This window comes from Wolbachia endosymbiont (group B) of Camptogramma bilineatum (assembly GCF_947251825.1).
Lineage (GTDB): Bacteria > Pseudomonadota > Alphaproteobacteria > Rickettsiales > Anaplasmataceae > Wolbachia.
Window position 1 is genome coordinate 381823 of sequence record NZ_OX366391.1, and the last position, 25583, is coordinate 407405.

General features: G+C 33.4%; 19 protein-coding genes and 1 pseudogene. 14 read left to right on the forward strand and 6 right to left on the reverse strand.

Annotated elements, in window-relative coordinates:
• Positions 1–325 precede the first annotated feature (325 nt).
• The 7 genes and pseudogenes from OPR44_RS02005 to OPR44_RS02035 all read left to right on the forward strand — a co-directional run.
• Entirely contained in the window at positions 326–925 is a 600-nt protein-coding gene (locus tag OPR44_RS02005; protein ID WP_265015169.1) for a recombinase family protein, read from the forward strand.
• Complete coding sequence (locus tag OPR44_RS02010; RefSeq protein ID WP_265015170.1) at positions 916–2037, forward strand: recombinase family protein; 1122 nt, start codon at positions 916–918, stop codon at positions 2035–2037. The genes OPR44_RS02005 and OPR44_RS02010 overlap by 10 nt, the downstream gene beginning before the upstream one ends.
• The gene (locus OPR44_RS02015; protein ID WP_265015434.1) at positions 1973–2836 is read left to right on the forward strand and encodes an ankyrin repeat domain-containing protein; all 864 of its coding nucleotides are present in this window, start codon (positions 1973–1975) and stop codon (positions 2834–2836) included. The genes OPR44_RS02010 and OPR44_RS02015 overlap by 65 nt, the downstream gene beginning before the upstream one ends.
• Positions 2814–6767: a tetratricopeptide repeat protein gene (locus OPR44_RS02020; RefSeq protein WP_265015171.1), complete on the forward strand. Its 3954-nt coding sequence runs from the start codon at positions 2814–2816 to the stop codon at positions 6765–6767. Before OPR44_RS02015 ends, OPR44_RS02020 begins: the two co-directional genes overlap by 23 nt.
• Before the next feature lie 92 nt (positions 6768–6859).
• A complete protein-coding gene (locus tag OPR44_RS02025) occupies positions 6860–7789 on the forward strand; it encodes a hypothetical protein (RefSeq protein ID WP_265015172.1) in 930 nt (309 codons plus the stop codon).
• Positions 7790–7806: 17 nt separating this feature from the next.
• Positions 7807–9465 (forward strand): hypothetical protein, encoded by a 1659-nt coding sequence (locus OPR44_RS02030; RefSeq protein ID WP_265015173.1) that lies wholly within the window; start codon positions 7807–7809, stop codon positions 9463–9465.
• Between the two features lie 60 nt (positions 9466–9525).
• Positions 9526–9663 (forward strand): annotated as a pseudogene (locus OPR44_RS02035) (IS256 family transposase); the annotation flags it as partial.
• Between the two features lie 166 nt (positions 9664–9829).
• Here OPR44_RS02035 and OPR44_RS02045 read toward each other — a convergent pair.
• The gene (locus OPR44_RS02045; protein WP_265015174.1) at positions 9830–13099 is read right to left on the reverse strand and encodes a UvrD-helicase domain-containing protein; all 3270 of its coding nucleotides are present in this window, start codon (positions 13097–13099) and stop codon (positions 9830–9832) included.
• Between the two features lie 74 nt (positions 13100–13173).
• Here OPR44_RS02045 and OPR44_RS02050 point away from each other — a divergent pair, with 74 nt between their 5' ends.
• From OPR44_RS02050 to holA, 5 genes are all read left to right on the forward strand, one after another.
• Complete coding sequence (locus tag OPR44_RS02050; RefSeq protein ID WP_264377906.1) at positions 13174–14040, forward strand: 4-(cytidine 5'-diphospho)-2-C-methyl-D-erythritol kinase; 867 nt, start codon at positions 13174–13176, stop codon at positions 14038–14040.
• 3 nt (positions 14041–14043) lie between these two features.
• The gene (locus OPR44_RS02055) at positions 14044–14391 is read left to right on the forward strand and encodes an Mth938-like domain-containing protein (RefSeq protein ID WP_265015175.1); all 348 of its coding nucleotides are present in this window, start codon (positions 14044–14046) and stop codon (positions 14389–14391) included.
• Positions 14385–15194, forward strand: a complete 810-nt coding sequence (locus OPR44_RS02060) for a metal ABC transporter permease (RefSeq protein ID WP_007302687.1) — start codon at positions 14385–14387, stop codon at positions 15192–15194. The genes OPR44_RS02055 and OPR44_RS02060 overlap by 7 nt, the downstream gene beginning before the upstream one ends.
• Before the next feature lie 114 nt (positions 15195–15308).
• Positions 15309–15491, forward strand: a complete 183-nt coding sequence (locus OPR44_RS02065) for a hypothetical protein (protein ID WP_264374746.1) — start codon at positions 15309–15311, stop codon at positions 15489–15491.
• A 5-nt stretch (positions 15492–15496) separates the two neighbouring features.
• Positions 15497–16528: a DNA polymerase III subunit delta gene (holA, locus tag OPR44_RS02070; RefSeq protein WP_265015176.1), complete on the forward strand. Its 1032-nt coding sequence runs from the start codon at positions 15497–15499 to the stop codon at positions 16526–16528.
• Here the strand turns inward: holA and gltX are convergent.
• On the reverse strand, positions 16489–17838 hold the full coding sequence (gltX, locus tag OPR44_RS02075; protein ID WP_264377903.1) for a glutamate--tRNA ligase: 1350 nt from the start codon (positions 17836–17838) through the stop codon (positions 16489–16491). The two genes, holA and gltX, sit on opposite strands and share 40 nt — an antisense overlap.
• A 213-nt stretch (positions 17839–18051) precedes the next feature.
• Between gltX and typA the strand changes: the two genes are divergently transcribed.
• The gene (gene typA, locus OPR44_RS02080; RefSeq protein ID WP_265015177.1) at positions 18052–19881 is read left to right on the forward strand and encodes a translational GTPase TypA; all 1830 of its coding nucleotides are present in this window, start codon (positions 18052–18054) and stop codon (positions 19879–19881) included.
• Positions 19882–19999: 118 nt separating this feature from the next.
• Here typA and OPR44_RS02085 read toward each other — a convergent pair whose 3' ends face one another.
• Entirely contained in the window at positions 20000–20566 is a 567-nt protein-coding gene (locus tag OPR44_RS02085; protein ID WP_265015178.1) for a WD_0033/WD_0034 family tandem repeat-containing protein, read from the reverse strand.
• A gap of 793 nt (positions 20567–21359) precedes the next feature.
• On the opposite strand from OPR44_RS02085, the gene OPR44_RS02090 reads away from it, so the two are divergent.
• Positions 21360–22586: a CCA tRNA nucleotidyltransferase gene (locus OPR44_RS02090; RefSeq protein ID WP_265015179.1), complete on the forward strand. Its 1227-nt coding sequence runs from the start codon at positions 21360–21362 to the stop codon at positions 22584–22586.
• On the opposite strand, the gene OPR44_RS02095 is transcribed toward OPR44_RS02090, so the two are convergent.
• From OPR44_RS02095 to OPR44_RS02105, 3 genes are all read right to left on the reverse strand, one after another.
• Entirely contained in the window at positions 22587–23453 is an 867-nt protein-coding gene (locus OPR44_RS02095) for a hypothetical protein (RefSeq protein ID WP_265015180.1), read from the reverse strand. It lies immediately after the preceding gene.
• A 234-nt stretch (positions 23454–23687) separates the two neighbouring features.
• Positions 23688–24833 (reverse strand): coiled-coil domain-containing protein, encoded by a 1146-nt coding sequence (locus tag OPR44_RS02100; RefSeq protein ID WP_265015181.1) that lies wholly within the window; start codon positions 24831–24833, stop codon positions 23688–23690.
• A 103-nt stretch (positions 24834–24936) separates the two neighbouring features.
• Positions 24937–25470 carry an HK97 family phage prohead protease gene (locus OPR44_RS02105; protein WP_264374754.1) on the reverse strand — a complete coding sequence of 178 codons (534 nt, stop codon included), beginning with the start codon at positions 25468–25470 and terminating at the stop codon, positions 24937–24939.
• Positions 25471–25583 lie beyond the last annotated feature (113 nt).

Consider the following 25583-nt stretch of genomic DNA (forward strand, 5'->3'; position numbering starts at 1 on the left):
CAGGTTTATTGCAATATTGTTGGCGGAGTCCTTACCCCGCCAACAATGTTGCAAAAAACGTAAAATTAGAGAAAAGCATTTCTCGAAAACTTCTATGTCCAAAAACAAGAGTGCCATTTATTTATAGTGCCAACAATCAATTAACCATCAGTTTCAATGAATGATATGAACATATTATTTCAAGGAAAGTTTATGGAAAATAAGAGATTAGCTATACGGATTAGCTGTAGCTATGAAACTAACCGGTTGGCAGAAAAGTATTTGTTAGATGCTTATGAAAAAGCCGTGTCAAAGCAAGTAAGCCAAAAAAATTTAAAACATAAAAATGGGATTCAAGGAGGATCAAATGGTAACAGTGAGTTTATATGCAAGAGTTTCTTCGGGGAAACAAGCACAAGAAAATACAATAGCAAGTCAAGTTGCAGCTTTAGAGAAGCAAATTAGTACGGATGGATACAAATTATTAAGTGAGTATAAATTTATTGATAATGGCTACAGTGGATCTAATCTAGTCCGTCCTGATCTAGAAAAGTTACGTGATAAAGTAACAGAAGGTAAAATTGATAGAATTTACATTCATTCACCTGATCGCTTATCTAGAAAATATGCATATCAAATGGTATTACTTGAAGAATTTGAGAAAGCAGGAGCAGAAACGGTTTTCTTAAATTATGAGATTAACGATAATCCAGAATCTCAATTGCTGTTACAAATGCAAGGTATGATAGCAGAATATGAACGAGCGAAAATTATGGAACGAAGTCGTCGCGGAAAGATTTATGCAGCTAATAAAGGTTGTGTAAGCGTAATGGGAGGAGCTCCTTATGGTTATCGTTATATAGATAAATATATGGGAGGAGGACAAGCTTTATTTGAAATAAACGAAGAAGAAGCTATGTTGTTAGGAAAGTATTTTTGTGGATAGGAAGAGAAAGGACAAGTATTGGGGAAGTGTGTCGTCGGCTAAACACTATGTCTATTATAACACGAACAGGAAAAAAGTGCTGGGATAGAAGTGTGATTTGGGGTATGTTAAAAAATCCTGCTTACAAAGGACAAGCGGCTTTTGGTAAAACAAAAGTAGGTATAAAGTTACAACATATCAGACCACAGAAACATTCTTGTGAACAACCGAAAGATAATTACTCTACCTATTCTGTTGAAAAAGCAAATTGGATTTATGTTAAAGTGCCAAATATAGTGGACGAAGATGTATTTGATATAGTTCAAGAACAATTAGCTGAGAATAGAAAAATAGCAAGGACAAGAGAAAGAGGAGCAAAACATTTACTACAAGGTTTAATCGTATGTAAGCGTTGTCGTTATGCATATTACGGAAGTCCTGTAAGAAATAAGCGAGGAGAAAAAATTGATCATTATGCTTATTATCGTTGTATTGGTAGAGATTCTTACCGTTTTGGTGGTAATAAAATTTGTGATAATAAACACATTCGTACAGATGCATTAGAAACAGCCGTGTGGGAAGAGGTTAAGCATTTATTGAAAAATCCAAATAGGGTTTTAGAAGAATACAGGCGTAGACTTTCAGAGCTTAAAAAATCATCATGGGATCAAAAAAGCGATTTACTAGAGAAACAAGAAAATAAATTAAAACGTGGTATTGCTAGACTTATTGATAGTTATGCTCAAGAATATATTAATCAAGAAGAATTTGAACCACGAATTAAAGCAATGAAACAAAGTTTAAAAACAATTGAAGAGGAGAAGAAAAGGATATTCGATCAAAAGAAATTAAAACAGGAATTAACTTTGGTTGTAACCAATTTAGAAGACTTTTCTTCCAATATTACATCAAACCTTGATAACGCAGACTGGCTAACTAAACGTGATATTATTAGAACGTTAGTCAAGAGAATTGAAATTAACCTTGAGGACGTAAATGTGGTATTTCGTGTAAAAGAGCTACCAAACTCTCCTGGAAATAATCGAGAAGAAAAGAAAAATTTGCAACATTGTTGGCGGGGTAAATACACCATTACATGTTGCTGTAAGCAAAAATCATCAAGACATTGTTGAACTTCTTTTGAATGTGTCTGGTATAGATGTAAACATTCAAAATAATCAAGGTAATACTCCTTTACATATTGCTATTTCTAAAGGTAATGAAGAATTAGTACGATTACTCCTAAGTAAAGGAGCAAAGATTAATATTAAAAATAAGGATGATAAAACTCCACTAGATAATGCTAAGCAATCAAATAAGGAAAAGATTATTAAGACTTTAGAAGAACATTTAAGAAAATCTTCTAGTCAAGTAGAAAGACTTTCTGCACAGGAGAAGGAAGTGCATGAAAAGCTCAGAAAGTTTGTTGAAGATTTTGTTTTTATTTATGAACGCTCTTTATCAGAATACTATGAAAGACTAGAAAATCAAAAAGGAAAAACAGGTAAGTGGGCTGATTTTGCTAATACGATAATGGGAACAGGACAAGGTGGAACAGAAGGAGTGGAGATAACAAAAATAAAGGCATCTTCTCTTGTTGTGATTAACGTTCTTCGATTAGCAATATCCAGCATTGGTAGTAGTTATAATAGAGACGAGCTTAAAAAGCTGATAGATCAATTATATATATTTAAAAAAGATCCGATCAAAGTTAGGGAAGAGTTAGTAAAATCTGGTGTTGAGATTTTTCAAAGTTTTGAGAGCCAATTTGTACAAGTTAAAGTAGATGGAAGTTGGCAGAGAGCAATGACAAAATTAGCAGAAGATGCTGTTAGTAGAGTGGTTGATTACTATAGAAAAAATACCGAAAAAGAGTTTTCTACTTACTCAATTACTGAAGGTATCGTTTTTGGAAAGTCAAAAAAAATATAAACAAACCTCCACTGTTATTCCTCACATTAAGCCAGGACACACTTTAGAAAGTAAAAATTCAAATTCATGGAATACTGCAGAACTATTTGATAAAGCGGGATTAGTAATAATAAAGAGTGATGGTAGTGCTGATAAATACTACAAGAGAATAGATGAAAAGAGTGATACTAGCAAATATGGTTATCGTCTTCTTTTTAAATGGGAGTTGGAAAATAAAATAAAAAAATTCGTGAGAGAATACAGTGAAGAAAAGCCTCCTAGAGAAGAGTATAGGTATGTTTTAAAGTTAGATGGGAAAACAAATGAAGAATGGGAAGGTGAATTATTGAATGAGATTAATAAGCAAGATCCGAAGTTAATTGAAGAGAGGTTACTAAGCAATTTTAAAGAAGAAATGAAACAGGAAGCTGAAAAAAACTTCAATGAATTAGAGAATTTCATAGATAAAAACTTTAATGAGCTATCAAGTTACATAGAAAGTAATCAAAATGAGATTGAGAAAGTCTTTAGTGAATTAATGAGTCGACATCAGGAAGCTAGTCAAAAGGTAGTACACTCTATTGCAGAGGGAAGAAAAGAAAGTAGAGAAAGTTTCGAGAAAGTAGATAAAAAGCTTGATGAAATACATAGTATAATCGTAGCAAGAGAGCAATTAAGAGAGCCAATTTGGTTTGATGTGAAAAAGCCAGTAAGTTTGTTTACTGGAAGAAGGGAAGAGTTAATTGACCTACATAACAAGATACAACGTAGTCGAGAAAAGATAACAGTAATATCACAAATAACCTCAATTAGCGGTTTAGGGGGAATAGGTAAAACTGAGTTAGCTAGACAATATGTTCAAGAATATAGTAAAAATTATTATGACAACGTTATATGGATCAACGGTGAAAGCGAGGTAGCTCTTATTGAATCATTTACTCGATTAGCGAAGGATAAGCTAAAAATTGATACAAAAGATGCAAATGGAAAAGAAAAGGATATAGGATCTATCGTAGAAGAAGTTTACAATTTTTTTAGTAATAGCAAAAGCTTATTTATTTTTGATGATGCTGAGGAAAGTAATTATTTGAATAAATTTTTACCACTACATGATTCATTACCGGGTGGTAATGGACCTTATATTTTAATTACTTCTCGTAATCTAGAGTGGGACAAAGGGATAGAAATTATTAACCTGAACGAATTAAAGCCAGAAGAAGCGATAGAATTTGTAAAAAAGGGCTTGAGTATAGAAGATGAATCTCAAAATGAAAAGATAGAAGCTTTAGTGGAAAAGTTAAAACACTTTCCTTTAGCTATACAGCAAGCGATAGCATATATTGAAGATCAAAGAGTTACAGGAGAATTTGATATAGATGATTATCTGAACGAATATGAAAAGAAGACAAAAGACTTGCTTAATTATGAAGCATTTAAAGGAATTGATAATGACTATGCAAAAACAACTTTTACAACTTGGAAGATGACAATTGATAAAATAGCAAGCAATGAAAAGTATGGAAATTTAGCTTTAAGGATTCTTGATGTTATCTCTTATCTTGCACCTGAGAAGATTAGGAGAGAAGTATTTTTAGGTTTGACAGGGAGTAGTGAGGAGGAATTAAGGTCAGCTGTTCGTTTACTTGTAAAATATTCTATGGTGAATGGTGAACAAAGGCAAAGTGTGTTAAGTACTCATAAATTAGTTCAAGAAGTGACAAGAATAGCATTAGCAGAGGAGGGTAAAAGCAAGGAGGTTATGGACGAGACTTTCAAGTTACTAGAATCAAATTTTCCTTATGGTGGTGATAAATTAGAAGACTATCTTAGGAAACGAGAATTATTACCACACTTAGAGGCATTTTTATCACATATAGATAATTGGTTAAAAAAGAACCCTCAAGATAAAGAAAAAATAGAAGAAGATTACCTTGAGAATTTATTAATATGGATAAGTGATGGGTATTTTAGCTTTGGTAATCCCAAAAGACAAAAGGAGTTGCTAGAAAGGGCTTTACCTATTTTAGAGAAGCATTACGGAGTAGAGCACTTTGAAGTTGCTAAAACATTAATAAACTTGAGCATCCCTTATGAGGCTTTAGGTGATTATGAAGAAGCAAAAGATTTACTAGAAAGGGCTTTACCTATTTTAGATTATATGGGAGATCATGTTGAAGTAGCTAAAACATTAGTAAACCTGAGCATCCCTTATGGAGCTTTAGGTGATTATCAAAAAGCAAAAGAGCTGCTAGAAAATGCTTTATTTATTTTAGAAAAATATTATGGAGAAGATCATTTTGAAGTAGCTATGGCTCTAGTAAATCTTAGTACCACTTATGGAGCTTTAGGTGATTATGAAGAAGCAAAAGAGTTACTAGAAAGGGCTTTACCTATTTTCGAAAGACATTATGGAGAAGATCATTTTTACGTAGCTCTGGTTCTAGCAAATCTTGGTGTTGTTTACGAGATTTTGGGTGATGCTCAAAGAACAAAAGATTTGCTAGAAAGGGCTTTACCTATTTTAGAGAAGCATTATGGAGAAGATCATTTTGAAGTAGCTATAGCTCTAACGAATCTTAGTAACTCTTACGAAACTTTAGGTGATTATGAAGAAGCAAAAGACTTACTAGAAAGGGCTTTGCCTATTTTAGAGAAGCACTATGGAACAGGGCATTTTCAAGTAGGGATAATGCTAGAAAGTTTAGGTATGTCTTGTCTGGTTTTAGGTGATTATGAAGAAGCAAAAGAGTTACTAGAAAGGGCTTTACCTATTTTAGAGAGACATTACGGAGAAGATCATTTTGAAGTAGCTGAAACATTAGTAAATCTGGGTATCAATTATGGAGCTTTAAATGATTATCAGCAACAGAGTGAGTTGCTAGAAAGGGCTTTGCCTATTTTAGAGAAGCATTATGGAGAAGATCATTTTGAAGTAGCTATAGCCTTAGAAAATTTAGCTTTTGCTGAGAAAGCTTTAGGTAATCATCAAAGAGCAACGGAGTTACTAGAAAGGGCTGATAAAATATATCGAAAAGGTAAAGTTGAAGAATGTTTGCCGAGTACAAGTTTAGGAAGAAGAAAAAGAGAAGTAAAGATCGGGGAATGTGAGCTTTCTTGGGAAGATGTAGATAAATTTAACACAGAAAAAGATGAGAAAAGAGATTTTAGTAAAATTAAGATAGATAGTGAAAAGTTCGTTAATTATATTAAAGATCTACCAGAGGAAAAGCATTCTCAGCTAATTGAGCTAGCAGGTAAAGTTCAAGTTAAGGGTAGATTTAGCAATTTGGTTGATAAGCTTACCAGTAATCAGAAAGTCATGAATCATTTAAGTAGAGTAAAGAAAATCTCTAGCATAACCATGCATGGAATGATGGTTAAAAATGTTTTAGCTGACTTTTTTAATGGAGATTATCAGGGTGTAGCAATTAATGTTGGTTTTATAGCCGGTGGTCAAGGGTTTGCTAAAGTTGCTGAAGCTGCATCTCGTAAAGGATTAAATTTACTCTCAGAAGGAAAGTCATTACTTGGTAGGTCTTTAAGGGTTGCATCACCTTTTCTTGCTCGAGGTACTTCTGCGTTTGTTATTTATGATCTAGTAAATCAGATAAAAGCATTTAAAAATAGTACTGAAGAAGCACTAGTTGGCGTAATAGGAGATAGTATTTATCTTGGAGTGGATAGCGCAGAGATTGGTATAGAAGTTGCTGAAGTTTTTGAAGTACTAGAAGGAGTATCAAGTGTTACTGGACCTATTGGAGCAGGAATCGGCGCTGTAGTATTTGTTGGAACTGATGTTTACATGGCAGTAAAGAGAGTTGAAAATATTGATCAACTGATTCATTTAAATGGAGGAGAAAAATTTATTGAAGGTTTGCGTGCATTTATAGGTATGCAACCTGAACAATATATAGAAGAGTTAATGAGGAAAAACAACTTTATAACCAATTAGTTAAGCAAGGATTTGAGTATTTAAGGGAGAATCGTGCTATTCAAAGCTATGTTTTTCCTACTGGTAAATCAGTTGTAGATTTTTGTCGTGAAATGTCATACCCAACATCAATTGGAATGATATTAGGCTATCATACTGAAGAATGCACAACTAAGTTTGAGATAGATTTGAACAGTACAGTACTACTTGATAGAAAAAGAAATGATATAAAATGGAGCAGAACAAGACCGAATGATCCAAGCGGTGGAAGATTATTTTGTTTACCAAGGGGAGATGGTGAGCCTGCTTCGAGTTATGGGTCATATTTATGTAAAAATGCAATTGGTTTATCTGATAACAAAACAGAAGGGTATACTCTAATTAATTTAGGAGAAGGTGAAGATTATGCAAAAGGATTTAAGAATAGCCCGAACATATTTGTAGTGAATGATGGTTCTAAAGAATACTATGGGGGAAATAAGAATGATATATTTGTTTTACAGGGAGATCTTATAGAAGGATCCTTGTACGGAAAGGGTGGAATTGATACCTTAGATCTCACTGGATTGACTCAAGAAGATGTAAGTGTGGCGGTTAATTTAAATGCAAACATTGGTCTTATCGTACATAAGCTCCGTGGTCATTCTGGCTTCAAAATTAATTCAGTGGAAAGAGTGCTTGGTAGAAAAGCTAAGGCAGATCATATATTTAGTGCATGTAAAACTAAATTTTTGGATGGTAATAGTGGTAGCGAAGAACAACTTGATTATTTGCAAATAGAAAGTAATAACTGTGCCTATAATATACAAGTAATAGTTAGGCCTTATACTGAAGTAAATAGTCTGGCACTAAAAGGTAACTTTAGCTATATTGTACCATTTCAAAAAGGTAGTGCATCTGTTAAATTACTTACTAATTTAGAAAGTAATCATAGGTTTATATTCGACTACTTGCTTGCTGATATTCAGAGTGTTGATGTTAAAGATCAAAATAGCATAAAGTTCAATTTTTTCCAAAAGTTGCAAATGGAAACTTTAGTATAGCTATCTCATATAACATAATGAACAATATAATCTATCAATTAAAAGACAGCGCTGAAATAAAAGTGGGTAAGGAAAGAAATTTGTATTCAATACAGAGTACTAATACAACTATTGATGAAATTATAAAAAGTTATCCAGCTATAGCGAATAAACTCAATATGACTATCGCTGTGCAATCAGGTGGTGAATCTATACTTGTTGGCCATGGGAAATTTGAGGCGCTTCACAATCACCCGATTCATAACAGTCACTTAATTGGAAATGGTGGTGAGAATATATACGTAATTACTATAGCTTCAGGTAAGAAAAGATATGAACATAGTATTTCTTCTATACCAGAAGTAAACATCTATAATTTTGATGAAGGAAGTTCCATAGATACATTAGATTTACGTAACGTGGTAAAAATAATACAAGATGATTTGAAAATACATATTAATCTGCCAAGAATTTTTCAAGATGGAAATGATTTGCTAGTTAAGTTAGAAACAGAAATGGGACAAAGTTTTTTATTAGAAGTGCTAACAATAAGATTAAAAGACGGTTTGGATTGGTATGAAAATCTTCATATTATCTCAGATAGTGCGCCTATGAAAATAAGTTCTGAATTAGAATTAAAACCACAACCTTTGATATTTGAAAAGGATAAGGAGATTATTGTAGTAACGAATCAAGATGTGGAGAAAGGTACTGAGCTTATCACGCCTAGAAAAGGAGGAAACTATACTTTTGTTCGTAACAATTTCCGTGATTTAATAATAACTAATGCTTTTGACTCGACTATTACTAAAGATAATCTCTGCAGTATTACACTTAGTAAATTCTATAAAATACCTAAGATGAAAGCGTTATCAATAAAATTTGCTGATAAAGAGATAGTGTTAAAAGATCATGAGAAGGAAATAAATGCTGCAAGAGATATAAATATTGTAAAAAGAGAACATAGGAATCAAGTTTATAGTGATGTTTTCACAGAAGTTATGATGTTATCTGACCAACCTCATAGACATAGGCAGCACATTAGAAATCGTAGAAGTGAGTACGCAATTAGTAGTGGTACAAGACCATCTTCATGGATAAATGGTTTATTTGGTTGGATAAAAAGCTCTATAGGTGGGTTTAGAGCTGCTTTGCCTGAAACCTCAGCAAATTATTCTAATACAGCTGGTACTAGCCAATTTAGCAGTGAAGTTTGTGTCAGCAACAATATTGGCTTAGGATTCTTCTTATTACAAAGTTTCTTAGATAAAAAATATCCTCTTCCTAAGTTTTGTTCTGTTACTCCTGAAGAAGCTCTGGCTAACACACTGAATATCGTAGAAGAATTTGAAAAGATATTTGAAAAAACAGCTAAACAATCTGATGTACTAGTAAAAGATGTTAACTTTTTTAAAGTATATTTAGATATAGCAGGCCACGTAAGGAACGAGAGTTACTCCCAAATACCAAATATTTTATATTCAGCTGCAAAAGAAGCTTGTCTGAAAGATGAAAAGTTTTTGAGTATTTTAAAAGGCAATATTGAAAAGATGTGTGATGAGCAACAAATGGTTAACAGTAATAATCAGGAACAAGGTATAGCTAATGTAGATCCTTCATCTTTACTTAATAGGGTTGTTATAGAATTCGCGAATAATAAGGGCTTGAAAGGAGTTGATTGTGCAGGGGAGTGTTAAATAAACTGTGTCAAACCGAGAAGTAAAGTAATAAATTGATAAAAAAATGGAGGTTTGACAATGAGTCAAGCAAACAGAACTACCGGTTTGGTAGACTATAAAGAATTAGAAACAAATATCTTATCATCTATACGAGAAGGAAGACCATTGACAGGAAGAGATGGAGCATTAACACCATTTATAAAAAAACTGCTAGAGGGAAGGCGTATTGTGCTATAAAGAAGGCAGGAGAGAAATGGACTATGCCTATACATGATTGGGCTTTAACTATCTCTCAACTTGATATCTTTTTTCCTGGTAGGTTAAAAATCGAGTTGAACTAAAAATACGATTTGACACAGTTTATTTAATACTCCCTTTGAGTTTAGATCAAAGATTGTAAGGTTAAATCTTCCATCCAAATAACCACGCACTCTACCTGCTTATCTGGGTAGACTTCTTGCACTAAGGTTTTATAGATCAACATTTGCTTTTTTATTTCATTTGATGAGGAAATAGAAACGTTATGGTGTGATTTATAGTCAATTATGATTGCTTTGTCTTCTGTTATACACACTCTGTCTAGCCGCACTAATACTGGTTTTCCGTCAATTGTTCCACTAAGTGGAATTTCTGATTTGCCCTCCAAGTCGAACAGGTAATCATATTTTTCATTAAAGGTTAATATTTTGCTGTAAATTTCATCCTTATCTTCACTAGTGTTTATGCTATCAAGATATTTCCTAACCCAATTTTTTCTCCTGTCTTTCTCTATCTTGGGCATATATTGCAATATACTGTGAATTATTAAGCCTCTTGCATAGCTGTCTGTCGTCCCAATGCTCCTTTTTGTCATTCCAGCATTCTCATCTGTCATCCCAGTGCTTGACACTGGCTTTTTTTCTCCAGGTTCCAGCGTCACGTGCTGCAATGACATTGATAGGTTTGATGGAGGTAAAATCACTGGAACATCAAAATAATCACGTTTTTTATAAATAGAAGGGTAGTTTGCATTCATGCATAGCACTTCAACTTTTTCTTTAAATATCGGCTGTAAGTATAGTTTTTTCCTCTCATATAATGCTCCATATTGAATAACTAGATCATACCAAGAGCCCTTTTGCACTGGCTCTTTGCCTAAAATGTATAACTCATCTTCAGCACGCGTAAGTGCCACGTACAGCAAACGCAAATATTCGTTATAATCCTCTAGTTTTCTCTCTCTTTTTACTTGATTACAATAAGCATTACTATTTTTGCCACACCAAAATGGTGCTTCCGTTGCATCAAACAAAATATTTTCGCTGTTTCTTGGTACTGTATTTGTGTCAACTAAAAACACTATTGGAGCTTGTAGACCTTTTGATTTATGAATTGTCATTATTCGTACAGCATTGAGTTCTGATTGCATATCGTTTTTAATCTCAGGATTATTTTCTTTGATCCACTGAACAAATGCTTGAAGAGATGGGTGCTCAAATTGCAATACGAGGTTCATAAATTCGTCTAGAATCTCGAAGCACTCAAGACCTAGCCTTGCAGCAAATTTCTTTTTACCTTTGCGTAATATATGCGTGAATAATGTAAGAGGGGATTTTGTCTGAGATAAGTTAATCAGATAGTTTAATTCGCTATAAATAACCTCATGATAATCATGAATTTTTTCCCACAATGACTGCTCTTTACGATTATATGCAATATTGAATAAATCGTCCTCAGTAAAGTTAAATAGCGGTGATTTCAAAACATTTGCAAGAGCAAGATCATTTGCCTGGAGGAGCAAAAATTCAGCTAAAGCTATTAAGTCCTGCACAGCTATGTAATCCATAATTCTAAAATAATCTCGGCCTATAACTGGTACATTTACTTTTTTTAGTTCACTTATTATGTAGTCAACTAGCGCATTTCGTTGCCGTACCAAAATCATAATGTCCCTTGGTTCTATATGGCGATCTTTGGTGACTAAAATCCGCCCTTCGTTTAACCAATTGTGAATTCTTTGGGCTATTGCCTGAGCAAGTAATCGATCCTTTACTACATAATCTTTCCTCTGTGTTAAATGAATTTGTAAGGCTTGCTGCTCTTCCTCTTTATACCTTGGCAGTAACGGCCAGATTTCAATGTACCCTTGATCGTTTTCTCTATATGGAATATGTTTTATCTTGTTATCATTGAAAGATATTTCTTCACGAAAATTGTTAAATATTCTGTCTACAAGCATCAAAACTTCTGGAGTTGAGCGAAATGACTTTTCAAGTTGACATGATACCCAATCTCTGCCACCGGTTTTCGTGTGAAAATATTGCTGCATGTAATTAAATAGATGGGGATTTGCTCCTTGAAATCTGTAAATTGATTGTTTTACATCTCCAACAACGAATAAAGTTCTCTTTTCGTCACCACCGGTAAAAAATTCATTGCAGAGATTTGTTATAATTTTCCATTGACTAATACTATTGTCTTGTGCCTCGTCAACAAGAATGTGGTCTATTTTTTGGTCTAGATTAAACAATATCCAATCTTTATTGACTGGATTGCTAAGGAGATTTGTTGCTAAATTGATGATATCATCATAATCAAGCAGTGCATTCTTTGATTTTTCATTATTATATAGATCAACATATACTTTAAATATACTAAGTAAACTACTGGTTCTTCCGAATATTTGATAAGAATTTATGTCCTTTACATGGGTAAACAATGCATTTTGAATGCTTTCTATCATTTGCTCTACGTCTTCAAATTTTTCCAAAGCACCCTTTGTTATAATGGATGATATGCTCTTTTTTTCGTACGATTCTGATTTGAGAAATACTTTAGCTAAGTTCTCTATCTTGTTATCATCCCAGTGCTTGACACTGGGATCTAGAAAAAAAGAAATATGGATCCCAGTGTCAAGCACTGGGATGATAACATTTGGTACGGACGATTTTGTGCTATTACACCAATCATAAAGTATCGCACTGTAACTCTGATCTCTTTTGCTTCCCTTACTTAATATTTTAGCTAATCTTTTTATCTGCTCAATCGTTTCATTCTGTAAATTGTCAATCTTGTCTGGGACGCTTAGTTTATCTTTTATATATCCTAAATTATTTTCTAGAGCTGATCTCTTTATACATAAGGTATAGAGCAAATCACGCAGCTTATTTTCATCAATTTCAGCTGCAACGATATTGATATCGTCCTGCACAGTTTCGTTATGAAGCGTTTTTTCAAATACGATGGAATGCAATTCTTTACATTCGCTCAACGTACAATTTGGAGCGATACCAGCTTCTGTAGGAAAGCTGGAGATTAATTTGTAACAAAAGGCGTGTATAGTTTGAATATTAAGACCAAGATTTTCCAGTTCAGAAAAAAGCCTTCTTGCTCTTGTTAAATAATCTTTATTTTCTCTGGTCACACACTGGGCTAATTGTTCTAAATCTGTGACCAATATACCCTCTGGACATATTGCCCACTTACTAAGTGTACTGTAAATGCGATCCTCCATTTCATTTGCTGCAGCATTGGTAAATGTTAAGCAGAGAATATTTCTCTTATTCTCTAATAGAAGTCTTAATACTCTGTCTATTAAGATCTTTGTTTTACCTGTACCAGCTGATGCACTTACCCATACAGAGAAGTTAGGATTTATGGCATTTGATCTCATTAGGAGTGTATAAAGTTTGACTGAAGTGGCATTTCAAGTATAGTAAATAAGATAGTGTTAGTGAAGATATACAGATGGAAAGTTTTTGTGTAAAGGCTCCTGCAAAGATCAATCTTTTTTTACATATTATAAATAGAGAAGAAAGAGGGTATCATTTAATTGAAAGTTTGGTTGTCTTTGCTAAACTTTCTAATTTTTTAGAGATAAAAGTAGGAGAAAAAAACTTTAGATATGATAACTCTACAGTTCAATTTGTAAACTCTGAGTTTAAAATAAATTATCGATATAATACTATAACGAAAGCATTGAGTCTACTGCTTAGGTACGCTCCTATACGAACTAAAGTCACTGTAAAGGTTATAAAAAATGTACCAATTGCTGCAGGATTTGGTAGTGGTTCCTCAGATGCTGGAGCTGTGATACGCACGCTAGGAGAGCTGTGGGATATTGATAGGCAAATTTTAAGTGATATAGCTTTAAGCGTTGGTGCTGATGTGCCTGCAAGTGTAGATAGTAAGCCAGTTTTTGTTAGAGGTGTTGGTGAGGAATTATGTCCCATTAAACAATGCTCTTTACCCATAAGTCTGGTACTTGTGAAACCAAAAAAAAAGTTTTTGAATACATCAGAAGTATTTTCCAAGTATAAAGAGGATTTCTCTAATCCAATTAAGTGGAGTGATAACACTGAGGAGAATTTGTTAGAGCTTCTTAAAGAGACAAAAAATGACCTTCAAGAAGCAGCAATAGGTTTTGTACCTGAAATTCAGAATGTAATATCAACACTAGAGTCACAAGAAGGCTCTATACTTTCTCGTATGTCAGGTAGTGGTGTAGCGTGTTTTGGAATGTTTGATAGTGAAGAAAGTGCAAAAGCTGCAGCGGCAAATATCAAAAAGGAATATCCAGAATGGTGGGTGTGCGACACGGAATTAATAGTTTGATTTATGCCCTTAATTTCCAAGAAGAAAAATCTTATAGATGGTTACAGGGAAGAAAGATTTTGGGTAAATAATCAAGAATATCATGGCTCAATTATAATTTTTCCTAAAAAGGTGATTGAATTGAAAGAAAGTGATATAAATAACAAGAAGTATTTTAAATCTTTTTTAACAGAGGAAATAGAGATTTTGATAATAGGTACTGGTAAGATACGCGATTGTTCAATGAAGTCTTATCTTATGGAGCAAAAGAATTTAAATTTTGAATTTATGACGACGGGTTCTGCATGCAGAACCCATAACGTTTTAATATCTGAAGATAGATTTGTTGTCAGTTATCTGATAGCATGTTAGAGATATTTACACAGAGTTTTTTTATAAATAGTCTAATTGCGGTAATTATGATTAGCCTAGTCACAGGAGCTCTAGGGTCATTTATGATATGGCAAAGGTTATCGTATTTGGGTGATAGTTTGTCCCATTCTTCATTGCTTGGTATTGCACTTGCTTTGATCTTTAATATCAGCCCATCGGTAAGTATAATGCTCATTGCAATTATGTTTGCTATACTACTTTCTCTTAATTTTAATAAATTATACTCTGCTGATACGATATTGAACATAGTTACCAATGTAGTTTTATCATCGAGTTTAATACTTATGTCTTTTCTTCCATCAGGTAATAATAGTATTATTAGCTCACTTTTTGGTGACATATTAATGATTGACCAAAGTAATATAATATCAATTTTTCTAACCTCCGTAATAGTTACTTTGATATTAATATTTAGATGGCGCTATTGGCTGATGATTTCGATTAATCAAGATTTGGCAACAGTTGAGAAAGTACATGTTAATTTTGTTAGGCTAGAATTTTTGATTATACTCGCTATCTTTATTGCAATTTCTGCTCAATTAATAGGAATATTACTCATTGCTGCATTTTTGTTAATACCTGCTGCATCAGCAAGACTCATTTCAAAAACTCCAATGCAAATGATTATTGTTGCAACAGTTTTTTCTGTGATTTCTGGAGTATCAGGTTTGATATTATCTGCAAGTTTTGACTTATTAACTGGACCTGCAATTATACTTATCGCAGCTGTGTATTTAATCATTGCTTATTTTATAAGATTGGTGTTAAGTAGATCGACTTAATTTTGGTCTCGGAAGTTCATAATTCATTAACAAATGAGTGTAACTATCTGAGCGTAAAGTAGTTTTTGCTACGTTGTTTTTATGTGCTAATTGTTAATTTGTGGAGTGAAAGATATGGCCGAAGGATTTTTTTCTAGATATATAGGACAGCCTATAAAAAATTTTTATAATTATGTTACGGGAAAGAAAGAAGTGTCTGATGATATGCAGAATACAGCAAATCAAGAAAGCTCAGAATTGTTGGAAACTGATGTGCAATCAAATGATGTACCACCAAATAGTGATCATATAATATAGATGGCATGAGAATCACGCCATCTAAAGTTAAAAAATTCCTTGAGAAACCCGATACTTTAAGTGGTGTATTAATTCATGGGAGTGACAATAGTAAGGTCGATATTTTTGTACAGAAAATAATTGCCAACTTGAATGAGTATTCAGTTCAGGTAATGGATTTTGCAGTAGTGAATAAGTCGCCTGGCTTGTTATTTTCCGAGTTGGCAAACATTTCGATGTTTACTAAAAAAAGGTTAGTTAAGCTGATAAATGTCAGTGGAAGTATATCTAAAGAGTTAAGAAACATATTGGATCATAATATAGGCGATCATTATATAGTAATGATCGCAAATGATCTTCCATATAGTTATACAACTAAAAGTTATATGGAAAGCTCAAAAATTTTCGGTGTCATTACCTGCTATAAGGACAGCGGTAGTAATCTTTGTGATATTATATCAAGTTACTTGAAACAAAATGATATAGAGTGCACAAGTGAGATAATCTACCACTTGCAGTCTTATTTTAATCATAGCAAACTGCCTATATATTCAGAGCTTGAAAAATTAGTTTTATATCTAGGAAAAAGAAAAGATCTTAAACTTGCTGATATAGATCTATGCTTTTCAACCTCCGGCAATGATTATGTTACACTTGATAATCTGTGCTCTGCAATAGTGAGTAAAGACATGGGACAATTCATCAAAATTTCCGATGTATTGATATTACAAGAGAATTTTTCACCGATAGCATTAATCCGTATTATATCAAATTATTTTCTACGGCTAGAAAGCGTTTTGCTGTTAATACAAAATGGAATGAATGAACAAGCTGCAATTGACCAGCTGAGTCCTCCATTGTTCTTCAAACAATTGCAGAGTTTTAAATCTCATTTGAAAAGTTTGCAACTTTCAGAACTTAAGAAGATCTTAGAAAATTTGATGAGCTTGGAAGTGACTTGTAAAAGAACTGACTTGGACCATAAAATGATCTTTCAGCATGAGATTAACTATTGGTGTTATTCAAATACATTCGGTGCATTTAAACCTTTTGTATGATTTTCTTCTAACCTTGCAACAATGCTCTCTCTACCGATAAAAATTAATAATTTAGCGAGTTCTGGACCTGTTTCTGTTCCTGTTAAAGCGAGGCGCAACTGCATAAATAGATCTTTTGCCTTTATATCAACTGTCTGTCGAATATTTTTAACCCATTCTGATAACGTATTTTCATTACAATCACCTTGAGGTAATGTGCTTAGCGCTATTTTTATAAATTCTTTATTAATAACCACAGGCTCTATATTGGATTTACATACTTGCCACCATTTGGCCACCTCAGAAAACCTGTTTATGTTGTTTCTTATAAAATACCAAAACTCTGAACCAATTTGACTTAAACGATCTTGCACCATTTCAAATGGCATTTGTTGCAGCACTTTGCTATTTAGCTTATACATTTCACTCAAGCTGAATTGTAAAGATGCTGAGCTAAATTTTTTGATATCAAATGAGTCAATTAAAGGCTGCATATCAACATGAGCTTCTATTGGATCAGATGTGCCAAGTTTTGCTAAATAGCTAGTTAGCGCCATTGGCTCAATCTCATCTTCTCTTATGGACTTAATATCCAACCCACCTTTCCGTTTCGATATTTTGCTATCATCAAAGTGTAGTAGGGGAAGGTGGGCAAAGATAGGAATTTTCGCTTTTAATGCTTGAATCATTTGAATCTGAACTGCGGTATTAGTTACATGATCTTCCCCGCGTACAACATGGGTTACATTAAAGTCAATGTCATCAATAACAGAAGGTAGCATGTACGTATAAATTCCATCTTCTCTTTTTATTACAGGATCGCTGATATGAATTGTTGCAATATTTATTTCGCCTTTAACTTCATCATTCCATTTTACAGTTTTATTTCTATCCAATTTAAATCTGAAATGTGGTTTTCGCCCTTCTTGCTCATAACGAATTTTCTCTTGCTCAGTTAAAAGCAACGCACCTTTATTGTAAATAGGGGGAAGACCTTGTTTTAATTGCAATTTTCGTTTAGTGTCTAATTCTTCTCTTGTTTCATAACATGCATAAATATGACCTTCTTTCATTAACTGTAAGAACACCTCGTTATAGCGCTCAAAACGCTCTGATTGCTTAAAACTTGAATTCCAATTTATGCCAATCCATTTTAGGTCTTCTATGATATTATCTACATATTTGATATCTGAACGCTCAAGATCAGTATCATCAAAACGTAGTAAAAATTTTCCATTTTGATTACGTGTGTACATCCAACAAATGAGTGCAGTTCTTATGTTTCCTACATGAAGGTAGCCAGTTGGGCTTGGAGCGAATCTTGTTAGCATTTAAATGATTACTTTAGTTTATTTTAATTTTATATAAATGTACTGCTAAAGCAAGATTCTTCTTTGTCTTGGTGTTAGTTGCTACAAAGTACAGCGAACATGAAACCTTTTTGTTAGAGTTCCATGATCTGCCTAGAATACACGGCTTTAGTTATTTACTCTAAATATATTATACGTATACTTGTTATTAAATTAAATTTGAAATGATAAGAAATGAGTGAATTTAAATCAATCCGCAATATTGCAATAATTGCACACGTTGACCACGGAAAAACTACTTTACTTGATAACATGTTAAAACAAAGTGGCACGTTTCGTGAGAATCAAGAAGTTCAAGAACGAGTGATGGATAGTGGTGATCAAGAACGTGAACGTGGGATTACAATACTTGCAAAATGTACGTCAATAATGTGGGGTGATGAGAAAATCAATATCATTGATACACCAGGACATGCGGATTTTGGTGGAGAAGTGGAAAGGGTGCTCTGCATGGCAGATGGTGTATTACTACTGGTTGATGCTGCAGAAGGTCCAATGCCACAGACTAAGTTTGTGTTGTCAAAAGCACTAAAGGCAAATTTAAAACCGATTGTGATAATCAATAAGGTTGATCGACCAGACAGCAGAATTGATGAAGTACTAAATGAAATATATGAGTTATTTTTTAACCTTGATGCAACCAACGAGCAACTAGATTTTCCAGTACTCTATGCTTCAGGTAGAAATGGTTGGTGTGCTAAGGAGCTATCTGATGAGAGAAAAGATTTAAGCCCATTATTTTCAACGGTGATAGATTACATAAAACCTTCCGTTTATGATCAAAATGCATCTTTTGCTATGCTAGTTACTTTACTTGAATCTGATAAATTTCTTGGCAGAATATTGACAGGAAAGATTTACCAAGGAATCGCGCAAGTTAACTCAGATCTTAAGGTAATTGATCTTGATGGTCAAGTGGTTGAGCGAGGGAGATTAACTAAGTTACTCTCATTTTCTGGCTTAAAACGCGTTCCAGTAGAGCAAGCTGTAGCTGGTGATATCATTGCCATTGCAGGACTTGAGAAAGCTTCAGTTTCAGACACTATAGCAGCACCAGAAGTTACAACTGCGATCAGCTCAACTCCAGTTGACCCGCCAACAATGGCGATTACTATAAGCGTGAATGACTCACTTTTTGCTGGGCAAGAGGGAACAAAACTTACCTCAACTGTTATAAAAGATCGTTTATATGCAGAAGCAGAAACAAACGTTGCAATTACTGTAACTTTGGCTCCAAGTGGTGAAGCATTTGAAGTAGGTGGACGTGGTGAGTTGCAGCTTGGGGTACTGATTGAAAATATGAGAAGGGAAGGTTTTGAACTTTCAGTTTCACGGCCTCGAGTGCTGTTTAAAGAAGAAGATGGCAAAAAACTTGAACCTATAGAGGAAGTAGTAATTGATGTAGATGATGAGTATAGTGGAATCATCATGGAAAAACTTAGCTTTCGAAAAGGTGAAGTAACTGACATGAGACCTTCTGGTAGTGGCAGAACTAGGTTGACATTTTTAGTGCCATCAAGGGGATTAATTGGCTATCAAGGAGAATTTTTAACTGATTCTCGCGGCACTGGTATAATCAACCGTTTATTTCACAGTTATGCTCCACATAAAGGTTCAATTTCCGGAAGGCGTAATGGGGTTTTAATTTCAACAGACAAAGGCGAAGCAGTAGCGTATGCAATTTTCAATCTGCAAGATAGGGGAATTATGTTTATTAAGCCACAGGATAAAGTATATTGTGGCATGATCGTCGGTCAGCATAGTCGTGACAATGATTTAGAAATAAATGTACTTAAAGGTAAGCAATTAACAAACGTAAGAGCTTCAGGTAGCGATGAAGCTATAAAGCTTACTCCACCAAAAATAATGACACTGGAGGACATGATAGCGTATATAGATGATGATGAATTGGTAGAAGTAACTCCAAAGTCTATACGTCTGCGCAAGAGATTCCTCGATCCAAATGAACGTAAACGTGCAGGAAGGGCGAAGAATAAAGAGTAATCAACGTTCCTGATAAAAATCTGAATCCCAGTGTAACTACTTGCATGATAGGAGAAGAAGTACTGTCACGACATTATTGATACTGGGCTTTTTTGCCACTCTGTTGAACGGACACTGATTAAGTTCTTCTATTTTCTTGTAGTCTATGAGAAATAGATACATTATCTAATGCAGTTCTAACATTAGTACCGTTCTGATGAATAACTACAGATAGCTCAAAAGCATTTAAAGTATATTCAACATATGGAGACAGTACAGTACTTACTGCAATAAAGACTTCTTGTAGTATACCACTATTTCGAGCTTGTATCAAAATAGAATTGATACATTCGTTATTACCTTTATATATAGCAAGGGCAAGTGGTTTGATGACATACGTCAGGCTTGGAAATTGCATAATATCTTTTGAAGTAAGGATATTGTGTAGTATACCACTATTTTGAGCTCTTATTAAAATAGAATTGATACATTCGTTATTGCCTTTATATATAGCAAAGTTAAGTGGTGTGATGATATACGTCAGACCTGGAAACTGTACAATATCTTTAGAAGCAAGGATATTGTGCAGTATACCACTATATTGAGCCTGCATTAAAATAGAATTGATACATTCGTTATTACTTCTATGTATAGCAAACGCAAGTGGTGTCAAAGTGTAAGTATAACCTCTTATTGTATAGTTCATAGTACTTGAAGTCTTAAGAATTTCTTGCAGTATACCTTTGTTGTTAGAGTGTGTTAAAATAAGATCAACAGATTCATTATTATCTTTATATATAGCAAGGTTCAGCAGTGTTAGAGTGCGTCCCCCACCTCTTGGAAATCGTGTAGTATATCCAACTGTAAGAACTTTTAGTAAATCATTCTCTGAGGCTGCTTCTAAAATATTATTAATGCTCTTTCTATTCCATATGGCCCTTTTTAACTAAAAATACAAATCTTTTTGTTTTCGTGTTAAATTTTGATGATTTAGCATATTTTTGTAACCTCGCTTTAAAGTCAATGTAGTTTAATTATTAAAATTAATGTGTCAATATACGCTAGAATAATATTAAAGGGTTTTTTAGAGAGCGTATATAGACAATGAAAGTACACTTGATCCGAATGAACGTAAGCGTGCAGGAAGGGCGAAGAATAAGGAGTAATCAACGTTCCTGATAAAAATCTGGATGAGCTACTCGGATAACACCATCATAAAGGGAACCAGTGTCAGTTACTTGAGCAGATACTGGGATGACAAGAGAAGGCTACAAAGGTGTCATGCAAGTAGCTCATCCAGCTTTTTTATAATCATCGAAAACATTGTATTTTAACATTACTTTTATACTTATAAGTTTCTAGGCACTGGATTTGTTGTAGACTTACTCTATCACTTCACCCTCTTATTTTACCACTCTCCTGCCTATATATTTTTATATGAGGATTTTTGCAAAAGTTTCGCATTTTTTGTAACATGATTTTCAGTATGTGTAACCTAAATGCAAATTGATCACGAAACTAGTGTAATTATTGAGGCCATAGAGAAATTTGGTGGTGAGGCAAGACTTGTTGGTGGATGTGTTAGAGATTCAATTTTGCAGCGTGAAATTCACGACATTGATCTTGCTACTAATCTGCTGCCTAATCAAGCAGTTAAAGCGTTAAAACTCCGTAATATAAAAACTATTCCAACTGGCTTAAAACATGGAACTATTACTGCGATTTTAAATAAAAGATCCTTTGAGATTACAACGCTAAGGCATGATGTAAAGTGTGACGGTAGACATGCGAAGGTAGAATTTACTAATGATTGGCAAGCTGATGCTTCAAGGCGCGACTTTACGTTTAATGCTCTTTATGCAGACAAATATGGCCATATATACGACTACTTTGGTGGCATTCAGGACTTAAAAGCACGAAAGTTAAACTTTATAGGTAACGCTGAAGATAGGATTAAGGAAGACTATCTACGTATTTTAAGAGCGTTTCGTTTTTACGCTAAAATATGCATAGGAGATTTAAGTGATGAAATATTGGATGTGTGCAAAAAGCATTCACACATGATTCAAAACCTCTCTGGAGAGAGGATAAGAGAAGAAATATTTAAACTCTTGGAATGCAATGATCCTGCTCCGACACTTAAGAGCATGCAAAAATCTGATGTTTTACAAAAAATTATTCCAAAAGAAGTAAAATGCGAAATTTTATCTTCACCACTTCTTATCAACACTAAACCTCCTACAAAACCCTCAGCGTATGTCCATACGCCTTTCCTAGATCCCACAATCGATGCACTAACAAAATTAGCGTTGCTTATTAGGACTGCTGAAGATAGAGTTAGTCTTGGGGAAGAAGTGAGCAAGTTTTTACGTCTTTCAAATAAGCAAAAGAAAAAAATATTATTTTTATTATCAAACAATATCAAAACAGAGCTTTCAGAAAAAGAGCAAAAGAAATACATATCTTTATTTGGTAAGGAATTATATTGTGACTTAATGAAGATTTGTGGTATTGAGTCTGGAATAAATGTTGATGAGTATATTTCATTTGCTAAGATGTTTAACATTCCAAAATTTCCTTTATCTGGTGATGATTTAATAACTATAGGTCATCAACCAGGGAAAAGTTTAGGTAGAAACTTGGAATTGCTACGACAACATTGGGAAGACAGCTCCTACACTTTAACAAAGGAGGAGCTAATACTTTATGCTAAGAGCCTACTCTAGTTATCTAGCTAATCTCTTCATGTTTGATATAGTAGTGTGACTCATGGAAGAATTAGGTGTGTATTCTTTTTTAGCTTTTTCTGTTAATTGATACTCGTTTACTCCTCCTTGAGTCTGATTACACATTCCCTGATCTGGGGATAAAAATTTATCTCTTATACTTGATGCTAGTTGTAACAACTCGATATTACTTGAAAAAAATTCCATTCTACCTTTTATTAACTCCTCCGAAACAATTTCTTGGAGATTGCTATTATCTTTGCTATGAAAGTTGTTCAAGACAGAATCTGTAATTGCATTAGCAGCTTCCTCATCCCAACTTAAATTTTTCATGCATTTTTTAATAGAAAGTAACAGCTTGTCTTTTAACACACCATCACGTAACTCCTTATCTATATTTCCAATATTACAATATTTTTTGACAACTCCTTTAACTTCAGCTTCTATGATCTCACTTGCTAATTTTTTCAAATTATTTTTTAATAATTCAAGTAACTTATTGCTTTCAAATTTACCATCACTTTGATTTGATAGAGATTTTATAGTTTCACCAAGCACGTTATGGCAAAAGTGTTTTCCTTCAAGTTCAGGAAAACCTTTTTTCAACTCTCTATTTTTATGAGATAAAAATTCCTTGAGCTTCTTATTACTGAAAAGATCATAAGAACCATTTGAAAAGCTTGACTTCATAGAATGAAAAAGTGTTTTTTTTGTAGTAGATGCTATACTAATTGCATCTACCTCTTTAGTTTTTTTATCCATATCTTCTAACTTTGTATCAACATTTCTCTTCTCTTTTTTCAATTCCAGTAACTCTTGATTATTTAACTTTAGTTGTTTCTGTAACTGTTCTTGCGCAACTGACAAATTTTCCTTTAAGCTATCTATTTTAACTAACAGACCTCTTTTTTCTTCCTGTAGTTTTGTAATATCAGCTTTCGCTTGATATTCTGCTTGCTTACGTTCCTCTTGTAACTGCTCAATCTGCTTCTCTTTCTTTGCAGAAGTTTGCTTTAAGCTATCATCTATTCCAGCTGATTCCCACTCTTTACCTTTTTCTAATGTCTGTACTTGTTCTTGTAACTTTTTATTCTCTTCTTGTTAAGATTTTAATTTTCCCTCCAAATCTGCCTTTTGTTTCTTTATTTCAACGTTACTTTCTTCTAATTTTTGTGATTTTTCCTGCAATTTGTCAACTTCACTTTCTAAGACTTTTTTCTCCTCTTTAGCAGCATTTAGTTTACTACTTGAATCCTTTAATTCATCTTTTAGATTAGTCTTTTCTTGCACTAATTGTTGCTGAGTACTTTTCAATTTTTTTCTAAGATCCTCTAATTCAGCATCTTTTTCCTTAGCTTGTTCTAATTCTGCTTGTTTCTCCTCAAGTTGATTTTTTAATTCCTTTATTTTAGTATCATATTTGTTTTTCCACTCAATAGCTTTACTTTCTAAATCTGTGTTTTGCGCTCTTAGGCTTTCATTATCTTTCCTCACAGTTTCATTTATGTCTTTATTTTTATCAGTAAGTGAAGTAATTAAAGCGCCTTGTTTGTCTATTTTTTCCTCTCGATCAAGTATGATTTGCTGTTGTGCGTTATTTTTATTCTCCATTTCCTTTTTCTCTTGTTCTAATACTTCATTGAATTTCGTAAAACTAACTATTTTCCCATCTTTTTCTTCTATATCTGCTGAGAGCGTTTCTATTTTATTTGCAAATTCTTTGCTGCACTCAATTAATTCTTTCTGCAAATGTAATATATCCTCAGACTTTTCCTTGAACTGTGCTAAAAATTCTTCTCCTCTTTTTTGTGCAATTTCTACCAATTCACTATAGTTCTTTTTAAGTCCTGCAAGTTTAGACTTTAACTCTTCATTTTCTAATTTTAAGTTTCCAATCTGCTGTGCTTGTGCTGCAAAAAATTTAGCAAATATTTCTTTTTCCTCTCCTAATAATTTTACTTGTTCTGTAAGTTCGTTCATTTCTTTCAATTTTTCTTGTAATTTCTCATTTTCATCCTTCAATTCCTTTTCTCTTTCAGATTCTAAAAGATCATCAGTTTGAACCCCATTATCTGCAATAACTTTATTGTAATATAGGATACTCTCTGCCCATTTATTCCACCTCTCTGGCAATATTCGTCCGATTGTTTTTAGATATAGCCAAGCAAGCACAGTGGATAAGCTATATTTTTTTTCCTTTTGTTTAATACTAGGTTCGTCATTAATCTTATTTTTAGTATTTACCATAAAATTACCTAATTTTTAAAGTATTGAAGTTATATATATAATAATATAATTATTAAATAAATAATAATATAAATGTTAAATTGTGTGAAAATTTTTATAGATTTTAAGTAGAAATACACATGTTCGTAAGCACAGAATTTGCTTTTTCTATTGCTCTTGCTAACATTTCTTGTTCATTGTAATGATTCTTCACATTGATTACCTGAGCTGACAAATTTGCAGGGAAAGTGACTAAACTAACTTCCCATAGCTCCACTTGTTTTAACACTCGAGCTCCGCTTTCATGATCAACATCATACTCTATCGGTATATAGCCAATCGAAAGACCGTTAATAGTTCCAGTTTTTAGCATTAAATATGCTTCCTCTGCTTTTTGAATACCAAAAAGCAAATGTGCAGTTATATATAGGCCAACATCATTTTCGCAAATATCTGTAATATTACCTATAGGCTCACTTGGGTTGTGCTGCCAAAGAAGTTTTATCTGACTTTTATTTAAGTTGTTCTTAAATGCTCCGGGTAATATCAGATCATTTTGCTTATCAACTATATTAAAAACGCTCGCATAGCCAGAAAATACTCCGTTTTCTTCTATGCTTTTTATTGATAATGGTGAATAGAGAAATTTCTTATTCATAAGTCCTCCTTGTAAATTATGGTATTGGGTTTGCCAGCGCTCTGAGCCAGCTTAAAATGTTGTATAGATTGTTTTCCTATATCTCAGGATGAGTATAAGGCACTACAATATAA